Source organism: Bradyrhizobium sp. SBR1B, from assembly GCF_014198205.1.
Classification (GTDB): Bacteria; Pseudomonadota; Alphaproteobacteria; order Rhizobiales; family Xanthobacteraceae; genus Bradyrhizobium.
The window spans coordinates 635,306-655,433 of sequence record NZ_JACIHC010000003.1 but is presented as its reverse complement, the minus strand read 5'-3'; the positions used below and the strand labels follow the sequence as shown (position 1 = coordinate 655,433).

The window sequence follows — 20,128 nt, the reverse complement described above, 5'->3', positions numbered from 1 at the left end:
ATTCTCCAGCGCTCACCCCCGGCAAGAGCAGATCATGTCCCTTACCGCCGCCCTCGACTCCGCTCGCGCCTCGCTCATGGCGTCGGGCATCCAGTCGTCGACGATCTCGCGCAACATCGCCGGTGCCAGCGCCACCGGCTATTCGCGCAAGATCGCCGTGCTGGACAACCTACCCGGCACCGGCGTCTATGTCGCGGCGATCCAGCGCGCGGCCAGTTCGGGCCTTTATTCGAACGTGCTGACCGCGACCTCGTCGTCGGCCAAGCAGAACGTGATCTATGACGGCCTGCAGAAGATCGCGGCCGCGACGGTGGACGATCCCGAGCTCGAGCAGTCACCGACCGCCCAGCTCAACAAGCTGAAGCAGGCGCTGCAGCAATTCGCCAACTCCACCGACAATGCGACCCTGGCGCAGGCCGCCGTGACGTCCGCCAAGGACATGGTGACCGGGCTCAACCAGGCCACAAGGACGGTGCAGTCGGTCCGCGAGGGGGCCGACGCCGACATGGCGAATTCGGTCGCCAACATCAACCAGCTGCTGTCCCAGTTCCAGACCGTCAACACCGCCATCGTGAAGGGTACGATCTCCGGCGACGACGTCACCGACTATCTCGACCAGCGCGACAGCATCGTCTCCAGGCTGTCGCAGGAGGTCGGCGTCTCGATGTCGATCCGGACCAATGGAGATGCCGCGCTCTATACCGACAGCGGCGTCGTGCTGTTCGACAAGACGGCGCGGGCCGTGAGCTTTGCGCCGACCAACGCCTATACCGCCGGCACCACGGGCAATGCCGTCTTCATCGACGGCGTTCCCGTGACCGGTGCCAATTCCGTCATGCCGCTCAAGTCCGGCAAGCTCGCCGGCCTGGCCCAGCTGCGCGACAAGGACACGGTCACGTATCAGAGCCAGCTCGACGAAATCGCGCGCGGCCTGATCGAGGCCTTCAAGGAAAGCGACCAGTCGGCTGTCCCGACGCTGGCGGACCGGCCCGGCCTGTTCACTTATCCCGGCGCGCCCGCGATGCCCGCGAGCGCCACGATCTCGGTGGGCCTCGCCGGGAGGATCTCGGTTGCCGCTTCGGTCGATCCGGCCGTGGGCGGAAACCCGAACCTGCTGCGCGACGGCGCGATCAGCGGCGTTGCCGCCTATAATTACAACACGACCGGCAATGCCGGCTTCTCGGCGCGGTTGCAGCAGCTCATCAACAAGATGGAAGCGCCGCAGCCGTTCGATGCCACGGCCCAGGGCAAGCCGAGCGGCAGCGTGATCGAGTTCGCGTCTTCCTCGGCGAGCTGGATCGAAAGCCAGCGCAAGACCGCCGACGACAACGTCCAGTATCAGAATACGCTGCTCGACCGCAGCACTGCGGCGCTGTCCAACGTCAGCGGCGTCAATATGGACGACGAGATGGCGTTGATGCTCCAGGTCGAGCGCACCTATTCGGCGTCGTCGAAGATCATTTCCACCGTCGATGAGATGCTGCAGAGCCTGCTGGCTGCCGTGGGGAATTAAGTCATGATGAGCGCGAACTACATCTCGACCCTGATGCTGTCTTCATCGTTGAGGTCGTCGATCACGAACAACCAGAGCGCGCTGACCAAGGCCTCGAAGGAGGCGACCACCGGGCGTTTCGCCGATGTCGGCCTCGAGCTCGGCACGGGAACGGGCCGTGACGTGGCGCTGCGCGCCGATTTCAACTTCGCCGATCAGCTCGTCGACACCAACGAGCTGGTTTCGGGGCGCCTCGACGTGACCCAGAACCGGATCACGCAGCTCGGCAAGACCGCGTCGGAATTCCTCAAGAACCTGATCGCGGCCCGCGACGCCGACAGCGGCGCGAAGATCATCCTGCCGAGCGCGTCAGCGAACCTTCAGGACGTCATCGGCGCGCTCAACGTCTCCTACAACGGGTCGTATCTGTTCGGCGGAATCGATACGCAGACCGTGCCCATCACGAACTACGCGGCCGGCTCGGCCAGCAAGAACCAGGTCGATGCGGACTTCCTGGCGACGTTCGGCTTCTCGCAGGCTGCGGCCGGTGTCAGCACCATCACGCCGGCGCAGATGCAGAATTTCCTCGACAACACCCTCGACCCCGAGTTCGCGAGCCCGGCCTGGAACGCCAATTGGTCGTCGGCCACGGACCAGACGCTGTCGAGCCGTATCTCCACGACCGAGGTCGTCGACAGCTCGGTCAGCGCCAACCAGCCCGGCTTCCGCAAGCTGGCCGAGGCCTACACCATGCTCACTGATCTCGGGAACACGAGCCTGAGCAAGGACACGTTTCAGGTCGTCGTCGACAAGGCCATCAGTCTGGTCAGCGGGGCGATCAACGATCTCGCTGTGCTCGGCGGTACCGTCGGCTCGATCCAGCAGCGGGTCACCGGCGCGACCGAGAAGCTGAAGATCCAGAAGGACATCCTCAACGACCAGATCGTCAAGCTGGAGGCGGTCGACCCGACCGAGGCCTCGGTCCGCGTCAACACCCTGCAGACCCAGATCAAGACGGCGCTCGCGCTGACCTCGCAGCTCCAGCAGATCAGCCTCATCAACTATCTCTAGAGCCGAGGCTCGCAGCCTCGTTTTGTTAACCGGTCTCCTGCGCAGAGTGATGCTGATGACGTTTGAAGCCTATGAATCGGTCGTCGACGAGAGCGGCTACGAGGCGCGGGGCCGCGAGCGGCAGGCGCTCAGCCTCGGCATCGACCGGCTCGAGCGGATTCAGCGAGGCGTGTTCCGCCTCGAGGATCTGGTCGAGAGCCTGCTCTATGTGCGGCGGCTATGGACGATCTTCATCGAGGATCTCTCGCATCCGGAGAACGGGCTCCCGGACAAGCTGCGCGCCGACATCATCTCGATCGGCCTGTGGGTCGTCAAGGAGGCCGATCGGCTTCGCGAGGAGAGGTCGAACGACGTGATGCAGCTCATCGAAATCAACCGCCTGATCCGAGACGCTCTTTGATGAAGATCTCATTGCGGGCGGGCGAACGGATCTACATCAACGGCGCGGTGCTGCGCGTGGACCGCAAGGTCTCCGTCGAGCTCGTCAACGACGTGATGTTCCTGCTCGAAGGGCAGGTCATGCAGGCGTCCGACGCCACCACGGCGCTGCGGCAGCTCTACTTCATCGTCCAGCTCATGCTGATGAACCCGACCGACATCCGCGACGCCGCGGCGCTCTACGCACAGCATCACGCGGCCCTGTGCGCCGTGTGCGAGAGCCGCGAGATGCTGGACGGACTGGGCGCGGTCGACGAGCTGGTCGAGGCGACCCGCTACTTCGAGGCTCTGAAGCGGATCCGGGCCCTGTTCCCGGTGGAGCAGGCCATCTTGGCCGGCGCCATCACCGAGTCCCCATTCCAGGCTGCCTGACAGCGGAGAGCTACATGAACGTCAACAGCGCGACCGACAGCACGAGCAAGTCGTCCAGTTCGACCGGCTCCACCAATTCGACCTCGAGCAACAGCGTCGACTACAACACGTTTCTTCAGCTTCTCGTCGCCGAGATGAAGAACCAGGATCCGACCAATCCGATGGATACCTCGCAATATATGAGCCAGTTCGCGCAGCTCTCGACGGTCGAGCAGGCCATGCAGACCAATTCGAAGCTGGATGCGCTGCTGTCCTCGCAGTCGTTGTCACAGGCCAACGGCCTGATCGGCAAGACCGTCAGCTTCACCGACGCCACCGGCGCCAGCTTCAGCGGCAAGGTCGTCTCGGTCTCCATCAACGCCGACGGCTCCATCGCGACCCTCGAGAACGGCACCAAGGTCGCGGTCGGGCCGGGACTCACGATCAGCCAGTCATGAACGAACGCGACGCTCTCGACATCGTCCAGGCTGCAATCTGGACCATCATCGTCGCCTCCGGGCCCGCGGTCGGCGCGGCCATGCTGGTCGGCACCATCATTGCGCTGATCCAGGCCCTGACCCAGATCCAGGAGGTGACGCTGACCTTCGTTCCGAAGATCATCGTCATTCTCCTGGTCGTTGCCGTCTCCGGCTCCTTCATCGGAGCACACCTCTCCACCTTCACAGAGATGGTCTATTCGCGGATCGAGCGCGGCTTCTGATCCGCGCCGGCGATCTGCCACCATCCCCGCGTAAGCTTTGCCGGGCAGATTAGGGGTGGACCCTCTGCCGGTGACCCATGGCCGATACGTTAGCTGCTAGCCTGCCGACCCCACGACGATTGGGGGCCGACGCCTTTTTCGCCGGCGGTATCGTGGCCATGCTCACGATCCTGTTCCTGCCGATCCCGCCGATCCTGATCGATCTCGGCCTTGCGTTCTCGATCGCGCTGTCGGCGCTGATCCTGATGGTCGCGCTGTGGATCCAGCGACCGCTCGATTTCTCGGCCTTCCCGACCGTGCTGCTGATCGCGACCATCCTGCGGCTGGCGCTGAACGTCGCGACCACCCGCCTGATCCTGTCGCGCGGCGGGGAGGGCGAGCAGGCCGCCGGCCACGTCGTCGCAGGCTTCTCCAAGTTCGTCATGGGCGGCGACTTCGTCATCGGCTTGATCATCTTCGCCATCCTGGTCACGGTGAATTTCGTCGTGATCACCAAGGGTGCGACGCGTATCGCCGAAGTCGGCGCCCGTTTCACCCTCGACGCCATCCCCGGCAAGCAGATGGCGATCGACGCCGATCTGTCGGCGGGCCTGATCGACGACAAGGAAGCCCAGCGCCGGCGCCGCGAGCTCGAAGAAGAGAGCGCGTTCTTCGGTGCCATGGACGGTGCCTCGAAATTCGTTCGAGGCGATGCCATCGCCGGCCTGATCATCACCGCGATCAACATTTTCGGCGGCATCATCATCGGCGTCACCCATCACGGCCTGACGCTGTCGCGCGCCGCCGACGTCTACACGAAGCTCTCCGTCGGCGACGGTCTGGTGTCGCAGATGCCGGCGCTCATCGTGTCGCTGTCGGCCGGCCTCTTGGTCTCCAAGGGCGGCACGAGAGGATCGGCCGAGCAGGCCGTGCTGCGCCAGCTCGGCGGCTATCCCCGCGCGGTCTCGGCCGCCGCGCTGATGATGTTCGTGCTCGCCTTGATGCCGGGGCTGCCGTTGGCGCCCTTCGTGCTGCTCGGCGGCGTCATGGCCTTCGTCGGCTACTCGCTGCCGAAGCAGCAGGCGGCCTTGAAGCAGAAGGAGGACGCGCGCAAGGCCGACGAGCGCGCCCAGGCCGAGGCCAAGGAATCCGTCAAGGACCAGCTCAAGACCGCCGAGATCGAGCTGGCGCTCGGCGGCCATCTTTCGGTCCATCTGCTGGGCTCGCGCACCGAGCTGGCCCACCGCGTGGCCAAGATCCGCAAGAAGTTCGCCAAGCAGTACGGCTTCGTAATTCCCGAGATCAAGCTCAGCGACAATCTGTCGATCGACCCCAAGGGCTACCAGATCCGGATCCACGACACCCGCGTCGCCCATGGCGAGCTCAGGCTCGGCGAGGTGCTGGTGCTGGTCGACAAGGACGGCAAGCCCGACGTGCCCGGCGAAGAAGTGGTCGAACCCGCTTTCGGCATGAAGGCGCTGTGGGTGACGGAAGCCTTCACGGACGAAGTCAAGCGGCAGGGCTGCAAGCCGGTCGACAATCTGTCGGTGCTGCTCACGCATTTGAGCGAGGTGATCCGGGCGAACCTCGCCCAGCTACTGTCCTACAAGGACATGCGCGCGCTGCTCGACCGGCTCGATCCCGAGTACAAGCGCCTCGTCGAGGATCTCTGCCCGTCGCAGATCTCCTATTCCGGCCTGCTGGCGATCCTGAAAATTCTGCTGGCCGAGCGCGTCTCCATTCGCAACCTTCACCTCATCCTCGAGGCGATCGCCGAGATCGCGCCTCATGTGCGGCGCTCCGAGCAGGTCGCAGAGCACGTGCGGACCCGGCTTGCCCAGCAAATCTGCGGCGATCTCTCCGACAACGGCGTGCTCAACGTCGTCAGGCTCGGCAACCGCTGGGACCTGGCGTTCCACCAGAGCCTGAAGCGCGACGCCAAGGGCGACGTCGTCGAGTTCGACGCCGATCCGCGCCTGATCGAGCAGTTCGCGACCGAGGCCAGCGCCGCGATCCGCAAGTTCACCGAGAACGGCACCAGCGTCGTGCTGGCGGTGACGCCGGAAGCCCGGCCCTATGTCCGGATGATCCTGGAGCGGGTGTTCCCGACCTTGCCGATCCTGTCGCATGTCGAAGTCGCGCGCAGCGCCGAGATCAGGGCGCTCGGAGCCGTGTCGTGATCAGCGGCCTTGCCGACAGCGTGCTGGTGACGTTCATCGTGTTCTGCCGCATCGGCGCCTGCCTGATGCTGGTGCCCGGCTTTTCCAGCGTCAACGTTCCGGCCCAGGTCCGCCTGTTCGTCGCGCTCGTCACGACCTTCGCGCTGACGCCGATCCTGATCGCGGTGCTGAAGCCGCTCACGGACAACGCCGCGCCGCTGACGCTGGCGCTCCTGATCTGCTCCGAGCTCGTGGTCGGCAGCGTCATCGGGCTCGGCGGGCGGGTGTTCTTTCTGGCGCTCCAGACCATGGCGACCGTGATGGCGAGCGCGATCGGGCTCAGCAACATCCCGGGAACGCCGGTTGCCGACAGCGATCCGGCGCCGGCGCTGGTGCCGCTGATCATGGTGTCGGTCACCACGCTGTTCTTCATGACCGACCAGCATTGGCAGGTCCTGCGCGGGCTGATGAATTCCTACGACGTCTGGCGTCCCGGCGACAGGCTCGGCGGCGGCATGGCGCTCGACCTGCTCGTCGGCCGCCTGTCGGAAGCATTCGTGCTGACGCTGCGGATCGCCAGCCCGTTCATCGTCTATTCGGTGATCGTCAACCTGGCGGTCAGCCTGATCAACAAGCTGACGCCGGCGATTCCGGTCTATTTCATCTCCGTGCCCTTCGTGCTGTTCGGCGGCTTCCTGCTGCTCTACCTCACGAGCGACGAGCTGCTGACGCAATTCATGCTCGGCCTCTCGTCCTGGCTGGCGGAATGATGCTGTGATGACGTCGCGCGCGGACAAGCTCGGCCGGATGGTTTCGCTGGTGAAGCTCCAGCTCCGGCTGTCCGAATGGCAGCTCGCGCAGCTGCGGCAGCAGGAGAGAAGCCTGCGGGACGAGCAGGAATGGCTGGTGGGAGCCCTGAATGAAGGCAAGCCGCCAGCGGGATCGTCGAGCGAGTCGATCGCGCGGCGCTTGAACCGGACGAGTGTCGGTGCGCGCGCGATCCAGACGCAGGCCGCGCAGCAGCTCGACCAGGTCCGCGCCGAGAGCCGCCGCGTGAAGCAGCTCGAGCAGGTCGCGAAGGCGGCGCTGGCCGACAAGCTCCGCGACGCCGAGAAGCGCTCCCTCGAGGAGATGACGGGAATAAGCCCAGCCGTGCGCGCGTGGATGCCACGGCCAGCCAATCGGAACAAGCCATGATCGTGACCGCGACGCCCGACCTCGTTCTCGACGTCCTCGAGGCCGCCGATCCCGTGACCCAGCGCGCGGCGACCGCGAAACTCGATGCGCTGAAGTCCTCCGATGCCGACTTCGCCGCCACCATGGACGCGGAGGCCGGCAAGGCGGCTGCCGAGCAGACCGCGACGAAGGTTTCCGAGGCGCAGTCGGATGTGGTGAACGGGGCGCCGGTGCGGATGATCAAGGCGCCGGCATCCGGCGAGGTGTACCGGAAGTTCGAAGCTTTCATCCTCCAGACCTTCGTCGAGACGATGCTGCCGAAGGAATCCGAGCAGGTCTTTGGCAAGGGCACGGCCGGCGGCGTCTGGAAGTCGATGCTGGCGGAGCAACTCGGCAGCCAGCTGGCTAAGGGCAACGGCATTGGCATCGCCAAGCAGCTGGCCGCCGCCAATCCAGCGGGGCCGAACGGTGCCGGCAAGGCCGGATGAAGATCCGCGAACGGGTGACAGAAGTTGAAGGGTGAATTTCCTATGCAGGCACAAGACAGCGCGGCGGCCATGGTGATCGAGCAGCCGGTCGTGGATACCGGGGTGATGACGACGGAAGCAGCAGAAGCCGATGCGCTGCTGCCGGTGCTGCTGCCGATCATGAGCGGCGAGGCCGTGGTCGACGGCGCGGATGCGGCGAGATCGGATGAAGTGCGCGGCCTGCTGGCAGCGATCCGCCGGCTCGAGAGCATCGTCGAGGAGGAGACGGTCGCGCTCACGACGCGTCAGAAGATCGATTTCGACGACTTCAGCGCGCGGAAGAGCCGGAGCATGCTCGAATTCGTCCGCCTGATGCGGGCGCGGATGCATCTCGGCGGCGACGTCGAGGTCACCGAGGAAATTCGGCGGCTGCGCGAGAAGCTCGAGCGGAATCGCTCGATCCTCGAAATGCACTACGACGCGGTGCGCGAGGTCGCGGGCATCATCGTCAAGGCGATCAAGGAGGCCGAGTCGGACGGCACCTATACCGGCCGCGCAGCACAGGACGGAAAATGATCAGACTGGTGCTGGCCGGGCTCTGGGTATGCATCCTCACCGCGGGCACGAGCTATGGCGTGGCCTATTGGAAGGAGAACGGCAGCCTGCTGCCGGCGAAGGACGAATATCTCGACGGCCTGCAATACCAGAAGACCCGGGCATTGAGCGTGCCCATGGTCGAGAACGGCAATGTGCAGGGCTATATCGTCGCGCGCTTCGTCTACACCGTGGAGGCGCGGACGATGCACCAGCTCAACGTTCCGCCGGAGCCGTTCGTCGTCGACGAGGCCTTTCGCAGGATCTATGCCGACGACCGTCTCGACTTCAGGAAGCTCGCCCGCTACGACCTCTCCATCCTGACGGCCGCCATCAAGCAGCGCGTCAACGAGCGGATGCAGGCTGACGTCGTCCAGGACGTCCTGGTCGAGGATTTCAATTACGTCTCCAAGGAAGAATTTCAGCAGAAGCCGTAGAACGTGATGCAGGGGCTATCGCATTTGGCGCTTTGCGCGAGCTGAGCGCGCGCCTCGTCCTTCGAGATGACCGCTTCGCGGTCTCCTCAGGATGAGGCTAAGCGGGCATCGACACTCGTCAAAACTGGCGCAACGCTCTCGGTCCTCATCCTGAGGGCCCGCCAACGGCGGGCGTCTCGAAGGATGGCCACAGGCGAAATCGCGCCCATATGCGATTGCCCTGCTCACCAGGGGTAGGGGAACGCAGCTCCATCGGGGCACTCGTAGGGCTCATCCCATCCGTCTCCCGCCCCGAACGTGCAACGGCCTCTGCGAAGCTGCTTCGCAGAGGCCGTTGTTGGTTTCGCCCGCAGGCTTGTGCCGTGTCAGTTGTTGACCGGATAGGCGGCCGGGACGGCATGCGCCCTGTTCAGGATGATGCCGACCTCGTCGAGCTCCCGCATCGGCACGTCGAGGGTCTCGCCGGCCGGGATGTCGAGGCGGTAGCCGACGTAACGCCGGGCCACGATCGCATCGAAGCCGAGGCGGTCGCGGAGCTTCTTGCGCAGCTTGCTGACGTGGCTCTCGATCACGCTCTCGTCGAAGGTGGACTCGAAGATGCCGTAGACCGCGTTGAAGATCTGCGTCTTGGTGATCCACTTGCCGTGATTGCTGACCATATACTCGAGAATGCGCAGTTCGCGGCGGGGCAGGGTGAGGGCGTGGCCCGCGATCTCGGGGTCACGGCCGTTGAAGAAGACCTGGATCCTGCTCTCGCAGGGCCTCGGCAGCTCGCCCACCCGGCGGCGCGCGATCGCGGCCGTTCGGGCCAGGATCTCGCGCAGGTGGATCGGCACGTGCACGACGTCGTCGACGCCCGACTCGAACAGCTCCAGCGTGTTCTTGAGCATCTTCTGGCCGCTCATGGCGATGATGGGAGCCGAGGAACGCTTGCGCATCGCCCGCGGCAGGCTTCCGCGGGCATCGCAATCCCCGAGGAGGAAGGCGTCCACCGCCGCCAGATCCGATTCACTGGCGGATTGCAGCCAGTCCCAGAATTCTCCGGAGGAGAAGCCGATCGACGATACGCCTTCGCGAACGAGCCCTCCGACATAGCTGTTCGCGACGCTCTCGCGATCATCAACGATAATATACATCAGTCTTTCGCCCCTGTTTCGCACCTGTCGCGGCCGGTTGGTTGTTGTGATGCCCGGCTCGGCAACGATGCTGTTTGACGACATTCCTTCCCGCGAACCGTTGTTATGGTTTCGATATTCGCGGGCAGCCCTACGCATTCAGTGCCTGCGTCTCGCAGGCCTGTTACTTCAACTCGATACTGAACGCTTACTGCGTGAGGCCCGGCGGGTGTCTTACGGATCACCTCGCGGGGCGGATTGAGAAACGACCTAGAACAGTTGCGCCAAGTTGCTCATCGCGTCCGAACGCCACTGAATCTGTGTCGATCTCCTCGCCAACTGGCGAGAATCACTTGAGTAGGACCGTAACAATTGCCGATTTCCGATCAAGCGTGCGTAACAAAGCGATTGCTACGTGTGCTTGATGCTGTTGGTTTGTTTCGGGTTGTTTCTTGATATATTCAAACGCATCAGTTGATTTGGAAACTAAACTAGTTCTGCATCGTGATGGGTCTAAGGTTCCGCATCCCCGTACAATCACAGCTATTTTAGGTGGTGTGGGGGATGAGGCATACCGAGGGGTTTTCAACCCGGGATTGACTCTCATGGGAGTGTTTCCCCATGCGACAATTCGACTCACGTGTGGCGGCGAGACTCCAGCTTGGCGAAATCTTGGCGAGTGTGTGTCTTTCGAGTCGCACTCTCGCCACGTGCATGACGCGATTGACTCATGTGACGTCGCATCGCGCGCGATGGAAAAGTTTTCGATGCGCACGTTTCAGGCAAGCTTCGGCAAATAACGTCACCGTTCGACAGATCGAACCGAACGGAGCATTTTCACATGTTGTCCGATGGACAAGCTCGTCCCAACGCGACCGCTGATGTTTCCGCGACGACGAAGCCGACTCTCGAAGCACGCGATACGAAGGACGATATGGCGCGAGCGCCCAGGCCCGCTGCGGGCGCAAAGCGGGCATCGGCCGCGGCAAGCGATGAAGCTCTCGCGAAGGAGGCACTCGAGGGGCTGAAACGTATTCGCGCCAAGGCGCGTCTCGACAAGATGGCGATCCCCAAGCCCGCGCCGACAGTGATCAAGCCGGCCGTGATCGTCGCCAAGCCCGCGCCGCCCCGTCCGACATGGGTTGCGCCGCTCGCAACATTGGCGGTCGCCGCCATGTTGGTGGTCTGCGCCTGCACCGGCGTGATCGCCTATCTCACCACGCAGCCCGCCCAGAACAACGTTGCAGCCAATACGGAGATCAGGAATCTGCGCGAGACCGTCGCGCATCTGCGCAAGCAGGTGTCGGGCGTGTCGGAAAATCTCGACGGCCTGCGCACCGCGGTGGATCAATCGAGCAAGGCGACCAATGACCGTTTCGGCAGGTTCGCCGAGAATTTGGACCGTATCGAGCGGGTGAGTTCGTCCTCGACAGTGAAGCTCGACAAGCTCGCTCAAGCACAGGTTCAGACGCCGGCTCCGGCGCCGGCCATGGTGCAATCGCAGCCCTCGCCACAGCAAGGATCGATGCTGGCCTCGGCCGCAGCACCTGAGTTCACGGGCTCGGTGTCTCCGTCGGAGCGCGCGCCGGCGCCGCGGAAGGTGATCAAGGGCTGGTCGGTCCGCCAGGCCTATGAAGGCATTGCGATCCTGCAGGGTCCGAACGGCGTCATCGAGGCGGTGCTGGGACAGCAGGTGCCCGGCCTTGGCCGCATCGAGGAGATCAGGAGTGAGAACGGGCGCCTGGTGGTGGAGGCGAGCGGCGGTGTCATCTATTCGTCACGCAAGGCGACGCCCTGATCGAGGGCTGTCCTCTATTGGCGGTGATGCTCGAAGCTGGTGCATAGCAGATCGACCTCCGCTTCCGCGATCGGCGAGCGAAACAGGCGGCAGCTGAACTCGGCCGCTGCCTTGCTGTCGGTGGTGGTGCGCTCCTCGCGGAGGAAGATGCATCGCTTGCAGACGTCGGTGTGGTGCCGCTGCTCGGCCGCGTCCGACTGATCCAGCACGTGCCGGAACGTGTCGCGGAAACGGATCTTGACCTCGTCGTCGAGGACGGCAATCGCCTCGATGAGAACACTGACGGGGTCGCGTACCAGGAACTTCTTGCCCTGCTGCGTCACGCTCAGCATCACCGAGCGCTTGTCGGTGGCCGAGCGTTTTCGCTCGATGTAACCCAGCCGCTCGAGCTCCCCGATGATGAACGAGGCAGTGCCGCGCGTGGTGCCGACGTAACTTGCGAGCGCCGAAGGCGTCCGGGAAAAACGGTTGGCGCGGGAGAGGAAGCGCAGCGCCATCCACTCGCGGTCGCGCAAGCCGTGCTTGGTGCCTTCGAACCACAGGATTCGTGCGACTTGCTCCAACAGTTCAATCGATTCGCGAGCCAAATTCATTTCAATTCCAGATCGGATAAAGCTTTATTCAATTGAGCCTTGGGGTGCGCAATCTGTGTGGACGAGAATGAAGTCCTCGCGTGACCCTTGGTCCGTTGCCGGACGGCGGACCGCGCGTGGGGAAGAAGCTCTCGTTGCAGAGATGGAACTTCCGGCCGTGGAACTAGGGCGTCACAAAGAAAGTTCGAGTAAATCGCACGGCTCAAGTCCGCTGAAAATTTCAATCAAATGACGACGGCTCGCACGTGATTGACGGTGATGTGCCGATGCGCGAGCAACATGATGTGTCATTATTGCCGCTGCGGTGTCCATTTGTTGCGGGTGAGCGCGTCGAATGCGCGCACATGCGCATCAGCCGCGGCAATTGGCGGTGCGGGCAGCCGTGAGAGAACCGTCTTTTTCGGTTAATGGATGTTGCGATGCAGTGCAGCTAGACGGTTAAGTCCGGCGCACGAGCGATGGGAATGTCAGAGTGTCGTTTGGACTCGAAATAGTCAGCGCCATTCAACGTCGTGCAGCATTGGCAGCCACGGTCGCCTGGCACGGTCTGGCCTGAAAGCGCGCGTGCTCGCAGGCTGGTGATTTGCATCTCGCCGGCAACTATTGGCGAATGCGTCGCCCCCGGGGGCATCAGTACAGGCAGCAAGGGATAGACCGATGAGCTTCGAAACCACCATGACATCCGACGTCGTCGGGTTGACGAAAGCCGCCCCGGTTTCGCGCCGCGGATTCATGAGCGCCACCGCGGCCGTCGCCGCCGGCTACACGCTTGCGGCCGGGCCCGTGCGCGCCGAGGCGATCACGACCGACGCCAATGGTCTTCAGGTCGGTGACGCCAGGATCAAGGTCGGCTCCGAAGAGATGCCCGTCTATTTTGCCCGTCCTGCCGGCAATACCAAGGTGCCGGTGATCATCGTGGCGATGGAGATCTTCGGCTTGCACGAATACATCAAGGACGTGACGCGGCGCCTCGCCAAGCTTGGTGCGTTCGCAATCGCGCCTGACTATTACTTCCGCAAAGGCATCGATCTGACCAAGGTCGCCGAGGTCAAGGATCTGTTGCCGGTGGTCAATGCCAAGCCGGACGCGGAGCTCATGTCCGATCTCGACGCGACGGTGGCATGGGCAGGATCGCAGGGCGGTGACACGGTCAAGCTCGGCATCATCGGCTTCTGCCGGGGCGGTCGCACGGTCTGGGAATATGCCGCCCACAGCGGCGCGCTCAAGGCCGGCGTCGCCTTCTATGGCACCTTGGTCGACCCCGAAAATCCGCTGTTGCCGAAGAGCCCGATGCAGCTCGCCCCCGAGATGAAGGCGCCGGTGCTCGGCCTTTATGGTGGCGCCGATACCGGCATTCCCGTCGCCCAGGTCGAGCAGATGAAGGCCGCGCTCGAGCAGAGCAAGAAGACGGCCGAATTCAAGATCTACCCCGAAGCGCCGCACGGCTTCCATGCCGACTACCGCGGCAGTTACCGCAAGGACGCCGCGGAAGATGCCTGGAAGCAGGCGCAGGCCTGGTTCAAGAAGTACGGCGTGTTGAGCTGAGCGCTGGGTCAGAACAAAAGGGCGGCCCGATCGGCCGCCCTTTTTCGTTCAGTGCGCGCCGATCTCACTTCACCATCGCACCATAGACGATGTCCTGAACCTGCTCGCGATAATACTTTCTGAGCTCGCCCGGCGCAGCCGTTCCCACCACGACGACGAGACGCTCCTTCGGGTCGCAGAAGAATTGCGTTCCGTAGGCGCCGTTCCAGGTGAACTCGCCGGGATTGCCGGGGACCGACGACAGCCCTTCGCTGGTGCGAACCGCGACCGAAAGGCCGAAGCCGAAGCCGCCGCGATGCGGCTCGACATTGGCCACGTTGTTCTTGATCTCGGGGCCAAGATGGTTGGTCGTCATGTGATGCACGGTCTTCGGACCGAGGATGCGCTGGCCGTCGAGCTCGCCGCCGTTGAGCAGCATCTGCCCGAAGCGGGCGTAGTCGCCGACCGTCGCAAACGAGCAGGCGCCGCCGCAGTCGAACTTGGTCGGGGTGTCGAGCAGCTTGATCGCCTGCGGCTTGCCGGTCAGCGGATCGTTGGCAAACGGGCGGGCGAGGCGAGGGCGCTGCGCGTCGGTCGGATGGAAAGTCGCGTCCTTCATGCCGAGCGGCTGCCAGACATTGGCGGCGAGATACTCGCCGAGCTTCTGCTCGCTCACCTTCTCGACGACGGCGCCGAGCACGTCGATCGAAAAACCGTATTCGAACTCGGTCGAGGGCTGATGCGCCAGCGGCAGCTTGGTGATGCGGTCGATGAAGGCCTGGGTGTCGCCTTCGATCGCGGGCGCGACGCCGTCAGGATATTGCCGGGCCACCGGGCTCGAACTGTCTGGCCGGCCGCCATACATCAATCCGGAGGTGTGCCGGTAGAGATCGTGGATGAAGATCGGCGAGGCCTGCGGCTCCAGCTTGAGCGAACCGTTGGCCTCGGTCACGCCGACCTTCATGTCGGCAAAGCCGGGATAGTAATCGGACAGCTTGGCCTGGAGGGGCAGCCGACCCTGCTCCATCAGCGTCAGGCCCGCGACCGCGGCCATCGGCTTGGTCATCGAGGCCAGCGCGAAGATCGCATCGATCGGCATCGGCGTGCCCTTGTCCGGATCGAGCATGCCGTAAGCCTTGTAGTGCACGAGCTTGCCGTCGCGCGCGATGGCGACCACCGCGCCGGGGACGCGCTTGGCGGCGATCTCGCGAGCGAAGAAATTGTCGAGGCGCGCAAGGCCCTGACTGGAGAAGCCGACATCGTCGGGTTTGGCTTCGGGCAGCGGCGCGGCGATGGCCGTGCTGAATGTGATGACGGCAGCCGCCGCCGCGATCATGGCGATCGTCTTGTTCATTATGTCCTCCCGCACGAGCTCGTTGTGTGAGCGGCTCGTTGCACGCCTAGATCACGACTGCACCGGCGCGAAGTCAAGCGCGGGCAAAGCATGTCTGGGACGCGCCGGGACGCCGGAACCCTATCGTGCTTCGCCTGCATGCCACAGCGCATCGAGGCCGTGCCGATAGGTCGGGTGGACAAGCGTGACGCCGAGCTCGCGCTTTAGTCTCGCATTGGAGACGCGGGCGCTGCTGGCATAGAAGCTGCGCGCCATCGCCGACATCTCGGCGGTGGCAAACGCCTCTTCCGGCGGCGGCGCAACGCCCATCAGTTTCGCCGCATAGGCGATCACGTCCTGCGGCGGTGCCGGCTCGTCGTCGCAGACGTTCCAGGTCCCGCCGCCCCTGTGCTGAATCGCGGCCATGATCGCGCTCGCGATGTCGTCGACGTGGATGCGGTTGAAGACCTGGCCGGGCTTGATGATGCGACGCGCCGTTCCCGCTCGAAATGTCGCCAGCGCGTTGCGGCCGGGGCCGTAGATGCCCGCAAGCCGCAGGATCGCGGCATCGCCGTGCGCAATGTCCATCCAGGCCTGCTCGGCAGCAATCCGCATGCGGGCGCGGTCGAGCGTTGCCTGCGGCGGGGTACTCTCGTCGACCCAGCCGCCGCCGTGATCGCCGTAGACGCCGATGGTGGAGAGATAGACGATCTTGCGGCGGCCCGCCGCCAACACGTCGCCGAACGCCGTGATGGCGGGATCGCCGCCGCTACCGGGCGGGATCGACACCACAAGGACGTCGGCATCGCGGACCTGCTCGGTCGTCTCGCGTGCGAGGGGCTCGCCGGAGAAGGCGTGGACCTCGATGTCGGCAAGGCCGTTCCGCTGCGCGGGATCGCGCACGGTGCCGGCGATATGCGAGAAGCTGCCGCGATGTTTGCGGACGAAATGCCGGGCACTATAGCCGAGGCCAAGGATGAAGAGCCGCATGCGTCTCCCGTGCAGGTCGAAAGTTCCCGTCCGCGCCGTCGCGCGTCGTTTGCTCATAAGAGATTTTTGGGTCCGGCAAAAGATATTGCGATTTGTCTCGCCTTCTGCCTCGGGCGATGTTCGCCTGTCACAGGGAGGCATCGATCATGCAGGCAGAGGCGCTCGCTTTCGCCCCGGCGGATGCGCTGATCCGGCGCGCGGCCGCGCTGATCTTCGACGTCGACGGCACCCTGGCCGAGACGGAGGAACTGCATCGGCAGGCCTTCAACCATGCCTTCGCCCGCCACGGTCTCGACTGGCAGTGGGACCGCGCTCTCTATAAGGACCTGCTGCGGGTGACCGGCGGCAAGGAGCGCATGCGCGCTTACCACGAAAGATTAGGGATCAGCCCGTCATTGCCGGACGAGGCCATCGCCGCGCTTCACCACATCAAGACCGCGCACTATGCCGGGCTGATCGAGACCGGTTGCTGTCCCTTAAGGCCGGGCGTGACGGAGCTGCTCGCTGCGGCGAAGGCGCGCGGCCAGCGGCTGGCGATTGCGACCACGACCTCGCACGGCAACATCGATGCGCTGCTGTCGCAGGCGCTGGGGGCGAACTGGGCTGCCGAGTTCGACGCCATCGTCGCCGGTGACGATGTCAGGCACAAGAAACCGGCACCGGACGTCTATCTGGAAACGCTGGCGCGGCTGCAGCTCGGCGCGGCCGACTGCGTGGCAATAGAGGATTCCGCCAACGGGCTGATGGCGGCCTCACGCGCCGGCATTCCGGTTCTGATCACCCGCAGCATGTTCTTTGCGGATGATGATTTTTCCGCGGCGCGGGCCGTGCTGGATGACCTGTCGGAACTGGCCAAACTAGAAACTGAAAAACAACCCCATGCACAGTAGATCACGCTCGTGTGTCCGCCGCGTTCAGTGGACCCGGTGGCTCGTTCTATCGTCTTCAGCCTGCTCGACAATCTGCGCGATCGGGCTCGACTGATGGTGCACCAGGCGCCACTCGTCCCCGACGCGGCGAAAATGGTTCGCGGCGGCCAGGGCGGTGCCGTCGACGATCTCGATGCAGAGCACGCGGGCGCTATCGCCGTCGACGATGACCTGCGGCTCGGCGCAGACGATCTGCGGCCGCTCCGGGCTTTGCAGGATGTCGCGCCAGCTTCCGATCACCGTCGCGCGCCCGATGATGGCCGGCCAACCGGGATGGATGCAGGAGATCCCGTCGTCGTCCGCCCACATCCGTTCCATGCCGTCGAAGTCGCCGGTCGAAAACGCGGCGTAAAAGGCCGCGTTGGCGGCGATGATCTTGCTGTCCTTTGCCATCGCTCTCGGGTGGGGCAAGGACAGGCAAAAATCAAGCGCGACTTCCGTTCGACCTTGTGTCCGATTTAGACCGCAGTGCAGCATTGCCCGCTCAGTGGTCAGGCCGAGACGAGCGTCTCCACGGCCCGCCGCGCACCTTCCGTGTAAAGACGGCCGAGCGCCGTGGTCACGGCCTCGCGCAGGCGCGGATCAGCACCCAGCGGCCCGAACACCTTCTGAACCCCGAGCAGTGCAGGCGCGAGCCGCTCGGCAACAGGCCCCGCCTCGCGCGCCAGCGCGGCGAATTCGGCGGCAAGGGGATCGCGCACGTCGATGGTGCGACCCTGCTCGTCGAGGCCGCTGACATAGCGCATCCAGCCGGCCACCGCGAGCGCATGCGTTGCGATCGGCAGGCCCCTCGCGAGGCGATCCTGCATCGCGCCGAGCAGCCGCTGCGGCAGCTTCTGCGAGCCGTCCATCGCGATCTGCCAGGTGCGGTGATGCAACGCCGGATTGGCAAAGCGCTTCAGCAGCGAGGCGCGATAGGCAGCAAGGTCAGTGCCCGCAGGCATCGTCAGCGTCACCGCGGCCTCCTCCATCACCTGTGCGGCAAGCCGCGCGAAATGCGGATCCTGCATGGTGCCGGCGATGGTCTCGTAGCCTGCGAGATAGCCGAGATAAGCCAGCGCCGAATGGCTGGCGTTGAGCAGCCGCAGCTTCATCAACTCGAACGGCTTGACGTCGGCGACGAGCTCGACGCCCGCTGCAGCAAGGTCGGGCCGGCCCGCGGTGAAACGATCCTCGACCACCCATTGCGTGAACGGCTCGGTCATGACAGGCCAGGCATCGCGCATGCCGAGCGCGTTCGCGACCGCATCGCGGTCGGCATCATTCGTCTCCGGAACGATACGGTCGACCATGGTTGAGGGGAAAGCGGCATTGTCCACGATCCACTTGCCGAGTTCCCTGGAGCGGAGCGCGGCGAACTGCGTCACGATCCGCTGCACGGTGTGGCCGTTGGCGGCGAGATTGTCGCAGCACAGCACGGTGAACGGCGGGGCCCCCAGCGCGCGCCGCCGCGCCAGCGCAGCGACGATGAAGCCGGGCGCCGAGCGCGGCGCGTCGAAATTGTTGAGATCATGCACGATGTCAGGATGCCGCTCGTCGAGATCGCCGGTCTGCGGCGTGTGGCAATAGCCCTTCTCGGTGACCGTCAGCGAGACGATACGAATGGCGGGATCGACCATCCGCTCGACCAACGCTGCCGGGCTTTCGCGTGCGACGACGCTGTCGAGCAGCGCGCCGATGACGCGGTGCTCGGTGCCTTCGGCGGCGCGCACGGCAACGGTATAGAGATGATCCTGCGGGGCGAGGGCGTCGCGCGTATCCGGGCTGCGCAGGCTGGCGCCGACGATGCCCCAGGACGCGGCTCCTGCGGCAAGACAATCGTCGATGACGACGGCCTGATGCGCGCGATGAAACGCGCCGAGGCCGAGATGCACGATGCCGGGCGTGATGCGCGACCGGTCGTAGGCCGGGCGGCGGACAGCTGGCGGCAGCCGGCCGAGATTGGCGCGGCCAAGGCGCATTGAACCTGGGCGCATGGACGTCTCCCCTTTGCTTTGCCGCTGCTTGACATGGCGCCCGTATCAGGTCAATGCTCCGGTCAATTGGTAAGACCAATTTTCCAAAATTGGCGGGCCGCGGGCATTTCGAGTGCCCCGCGCGACCCTTTCGGGAGGACCAGCGTGCCGCTGGAAGCTGTGGAGGCGAGACGGCTTTATCGCCAGGTCGCCGATCAATTGCGAAGCCTGATCGACAGCGGCGAGTACGCGGTCGGCAGCCGCTTGCCGACCGAGCGCGAGCTCGCCGAGCAGCTTAGGGTGTCCCGGCCGACCGTGCGCGAAGCCTTGATTGCGCTCGAGGTCGAGGGCCGCCTGCGCATCCGCGTCGGCTCCGGCATCTATGTGATCGAGCCCGCCGCAATCGCCGCGCCCGCGGCCGCGTCCGTCATCGAGGGGCCGTTCGAGCTGCTGCGCGCCCGCGAATTCCTCGAAAGCGCCATCGCCGAACAGGCCGCGCGCGTCGCGACCAGGGACGACATCGCCCGCATCGACGCCTCGCTCATCGCGATGGAGAACGTCGAGCATCCCGGCGAGGCCTCGATGGTGCATGACCGCGCGTTTCACGTCGCGATCGCCGGCAGCCTCGGCAATGCCGTTCTGGTGCGCGTGGTCGGCGAGCTGTTCGACCAGCGCCTCAATCCCTATTTCGCGCAGCTCGCGCATTATTTCGAAAGCCCGGGCACCTGGCGTACCGCGCTCGACGAGCATCGCGCCGTGCGCGAGGCGATCGCGGCGCATGATCCGCAAGCCGCGCGCGATGCGATGCGCGCGCATCTGGCGCGGTCGCAGGAGCGCTTCGCGCAGAATTTCGGCGCCGAGAAAGCGGCGGGATCATCTTCGGGGCGGAGCCGCACCGTCCGATCCCCGGCGAAGCCGGCGGTGCCAAAGCGACCACCGAAGAAGCGGGCCAAGAGCGGCAGCGCGCGGCAGCGATGAGATTGTACGGCCCGCATCCGTGCCGGGG

22 protein-coding genes are annotated in these 20,128 nt (G+C 64.7%); 16 read left to right on the top strand and 6 right to left on the bottom strand.

Annotated features, from left to right (window positions below; genetic code table 11):
- Positions 1 to 34: 34 nt before the first annotated feature.
- The 12 genes from flgK to GGD61_RS11375 all read left to right on the top strand — a co-directional run bounded on the left by flgK (position 35) and on the right by GGD61_RS11375 (position 8,885).
- Positions 35 to 1,513 (top strand): flagellar hook-associated protein FlgK, encoded by a 1,479-nt coding sequence (gene flgK / locus GGD61_RS11430; RefSeq protein WP_092253757.1) that lies wholly within the window; start codon positions 35 to 37, stop codon positions 1,511 to 1,513.
- 3 nt (positions 1,514 to 1,516) lie between these two features.
- Positions 1,517 to 2,563 carry a flagellar hook-associated family protein gene (locus GGD61_RS11425; protein WP_092253755.1) on the top strand — a complete coding sequence of 349 codons (1,047 nt, stop codon included), beginning with the start codon at positions 1,517 to 1,519 and terminating at the stop codon, positions 2,561 to 2,563.
- A 55-nt stretch (positions 2,564 to 2,618) separates the two neighbouring features.
- Positions 2,619 to 2,963, top strand: a complete 345-nt coding sequence (flaF, locus tag GGD61_RS11420) for a flagellar biosynthesis regulator FlaF (protein WP_028145728.1) — start codon at positions 2,619 to 2,621, stop codon at positions 2,961 to 2,963.
- The gene (flbT, locus tag GGD61_RS11415; protein ID WP_018318460.1) at positions 2,963 to 3,373 is read left to right on the top strand and encodes a flagellar biosynthesis repressor FlbT; all 411 of its coding nucleotides are present in this window, start codon (positions 2,963 to 2,965) and stop codon (positions 3,371 to 3,373) included. Before flaF ends, flbT begins: the two co-directional genes overlap by 1 nt.
- 14 nt (positions 3,374 to 3,387) lie before the next feature.
- Positions 3,388 to 3,810: a flagellar hook assembly protein FlgD gene (gene flgD, locus GGD61_RS11410; RefSeq protein WP_018318461.1), complete on the top strand. Its 423-nt coding sequence runs from the start codon at positions 3,388 to 3,390 to the stop codon at positions 3,808 to 3,810.
- Positions 3,807 to 4,073 (top strand): flagellar biosynthesis protein FliQ, encoded by a 267-nt coding sequence (gene fliQ / locus GGD61_RS11405; RefSeq protein ID WP_018318462.1) that lies wholly within the window; start codon positions 3,807 to 3,809, stop codon positions 4,071 to 4,073. The genes flgD and fliQ overlap by 4 nt, the downstream gene beginning before the upstream one ends.
- A gap of 77 nt (positions 4,074 to 4,150) precedes the next feature.
- Positions 4,151 to 6,232 carry a flagellar biosynthesis protein FlhA gene (gene flhA, locus GGD61_RS11400; protein WP_018318463.1) on the top strand — a complete coding sequence of 694 codons (2,082 nt, stop codon included), beginning with the start codon at positions 4,151 to 4,153 and terminating at the stop codon, positions 6,230 to 6,232.
- On the top strand, positions 6,229 to 6,981 hold the full coding sequence (gene fliR, locus GGD61_RS11395; protein ID WP_018318464.1) for a flagellar biosynthesis protein FliR: 753 nt from the start codon (positions 6,229 to 6,231) through the stop codon (positions 6,979 to 6,981). Before flhA ends, fliR begins: the two co-directional genes overlap by 4 nt.
- A 7-nt stretch (positions 6,982 to 6,988) precedes the next feature.
- Positions 6,989 to 7,408, top strand: a complete 420-nt coding sequence (locus GGD61_RS11390) for a hypothetical protein (protein WP_183230703.1) — start codon at positions 6,989 to 6,991, stop codon at positions 7,406 to 7,408.
- Complete coding sequence (locus tag GGD61_RS11385) at positions 7,405 to 7,875, top strand: rod-binding protein (protein WP_177236980.1); 471 nt, start codon at positions 7,405 to 7,407, stop codon at positions 7,873 to 7,875. Before GGD61_RS11390 ends, GGD61_RS11385 begins: the two co-directional genes overlap by 4 nt.
- 42 nt (positions 7,876 to 7,917) lie before the next feature.
- Positions 7,918 to 8,430, top strand: coding sequence for a flagellar biosynthesis protein FlgN (locus GGD61_RS11380; RefSeq protein WP_092253749.1), 513 nt, complete (start codon positions 7,918 to 7,920; stop codon positions 8,428 to 8,430).
- Positions 8,427 to 8,885, top strand: a complete 459-nt coding sequence (locus tag GGD61_RS11375; protein ID WP_018318468.1) for a hypothetical protein — start codon at positions 8,427 to 8,429, stop codon at positions 8,883 to 8,885. The genes GGD61_RS11380 and GGD61_RS11375 overlap by 4 nt, the downstream gene beginning before the upstream one ends.
- A 365-nt stretch (positions 8,886 to 9,250) precedes the next feature.
- On the opposite strand, the gene GGD61_RS11370 is transcribed toward GGD61_RS11375, so the two are convergent.
- Positions 9,251 to 10,021 carry a response regulator transcription factor gene (locus GGD61_RS11370; RefSeq protein WP_177236979.1) on the bottom strand — a complete coding sequence of 257 codons (771 nt, stop codon included), beginning with the start codon at positions 10,019 to 10,021 and terminating at the stop codon, positions 9,251 to 9,253.
- An 820-nt stretch (positions 10,022 to 10,841) separates the two neighbouring features.
- On the opposite strand from GGD61_RS11370, the gene GGD61_RS11365 reads away from it, so the two are divergent.
- Complete coding sequence (locus tag GGD61_RS11365; RefSeq protein ID WP_092253745.1) at positions 10,842 to 11,798, top strand: hypothetical protein; 957 nt, start codon at positions 10,842 to 10,844, stop codon at positions 11,796 to 11,798.
- 14 nt (positions 11,799 to 11,812) lie between these two features.
- On the opposite strand, the gene GGD61_RS11360 is transcribed toward GGD61_RS11365, so the two are convergent.
- Positions 11,813 to 12,391, bottom strand: a complete 579-nt coding sequence (locus GGD61_RS11360; RefSeq protein ID WP_092253743.1) for a MarR family winged helix-turn-helix transcriptional regulator — start codon at positions 12,389 to 12,391, stop codon at positions 11,813 to 11,815.
- Between the two features lie 657 nt (positions 12,392 to 13,048).
- Between GGD61_RS11360 and GGD61_RS11355 the strand changes: the two genes are divergently transcribed.
- A complete protein-coding gene (locus tag GGD61_RS11355; RefSeq protein WP_092253741.1) occupies positions 13,049 to 13,936 on the top strand; it encodes a dienelactone hydrolase family protein in 888 nt (295 codons plus the stop codon).
- A 64-nt stretch (positions 13,937 to 14,000) separates the two neighbouring features.
- Here the strand turns inward: GGD61_RS11355 and GGD61_RS11350 are convergent, their stop codons facing one another.
- Positions 14,001 to 15,269: a serine hydrolase gene (locus GGD61_RS11350; protein WP_092253739.1), complete on the bottom strand. Its 1,269-nt coding sequence runs from the start codon at positions 15,267 to 15,269 to the stop codon at positions 14,001 to 14,003.
- A 120-nt stretch (positions 15,270 to 15,389) separates the two neighbouring features.
- Positions 15,390 to 16,238 (bottom strand): SDR family oxidoreductase, encoded by an 849-nt coding sequence (locus GGD61_RS11345; RefSeq protein ID WP_092253737.1) that lies wholly within the window; start codon positions 16,236 to 16,238, stop codon positions 15,390 to 15,392.
- A gap of 146 nt (positions 16,239 to 16,384) precedes the next feature.
- On the opposite strand from GGD61_RS11345, the gene GGD61_RS11340 reads away from it, so the two are divergent.
- The gene (locus GGD61_RS11340) at positions 16,385 to 17,128 is read left to right on the top strand and encodes an HAD family hydrolase (protein WP_092254002.1); all 744 of its coding nucleotides are present in this window, start codon (positions 16,385 to 16,387) and stop codon (positions 17,126 to 17,128) included.
- A 24-nt stretch (positions 17,129 to 17,152) separates the two neighbouring features.
- Here GGD61_RS11340 and GGD61_RS11335 read toward each other — a convergent pair whose 3' ends face one another.
- Both GGD61_RS11335 and GGD61_RS11330 read right to left on the bottom strand, forming a co-directional pair.
- Positions 17,153 to 17,560, bottom strand: a complete 408-nt coding sequence (locus GGD61_RS11335; RefSeq protein WP_018318475.1) for a nuclear transport factor 2 family protein — start codon at positions 17,558 to 17,560, stop codon at positions 17,153 to 17,155.
- A 98-nt stretch (positions 17,561 to 17,658) separates the two neighbouring features.
- Complete coding sequence (locus tag GGD61_RS11330) at positions 17,659 to 19,143, bottom strand: mannitol dehydrogenase family protein (RefSeq protein WP_183230702.1); 1,485 nt, start codon at positions 19,141 to 19,143, stop codon at positions 17,659 to 17,661.
- A 144-nt stretch (positions 19,144 to 19,287) separates the two neighbouring features.
- Here GGD61_RS11330 and GGD61_RS11325 point away from each other — a divergent pair, with 144 nt between their 5' ends.
- Positions 19,288 to 20,100 carry a FadR/GntR family transcriptional regulator gene (locus GGD61_RS11325; RefSeq protein ID WP_092253733.1) on the top strand — a complete coding sequence of 271 codons (813 nt, stop codon included), beginning with the start codon at positions 19,288 to 19,290 and terminating at the stop codon, positions 20,098 to 20,100.
- Positions 20,101 to 20,128: the final 28 nt, after the last annotated feature.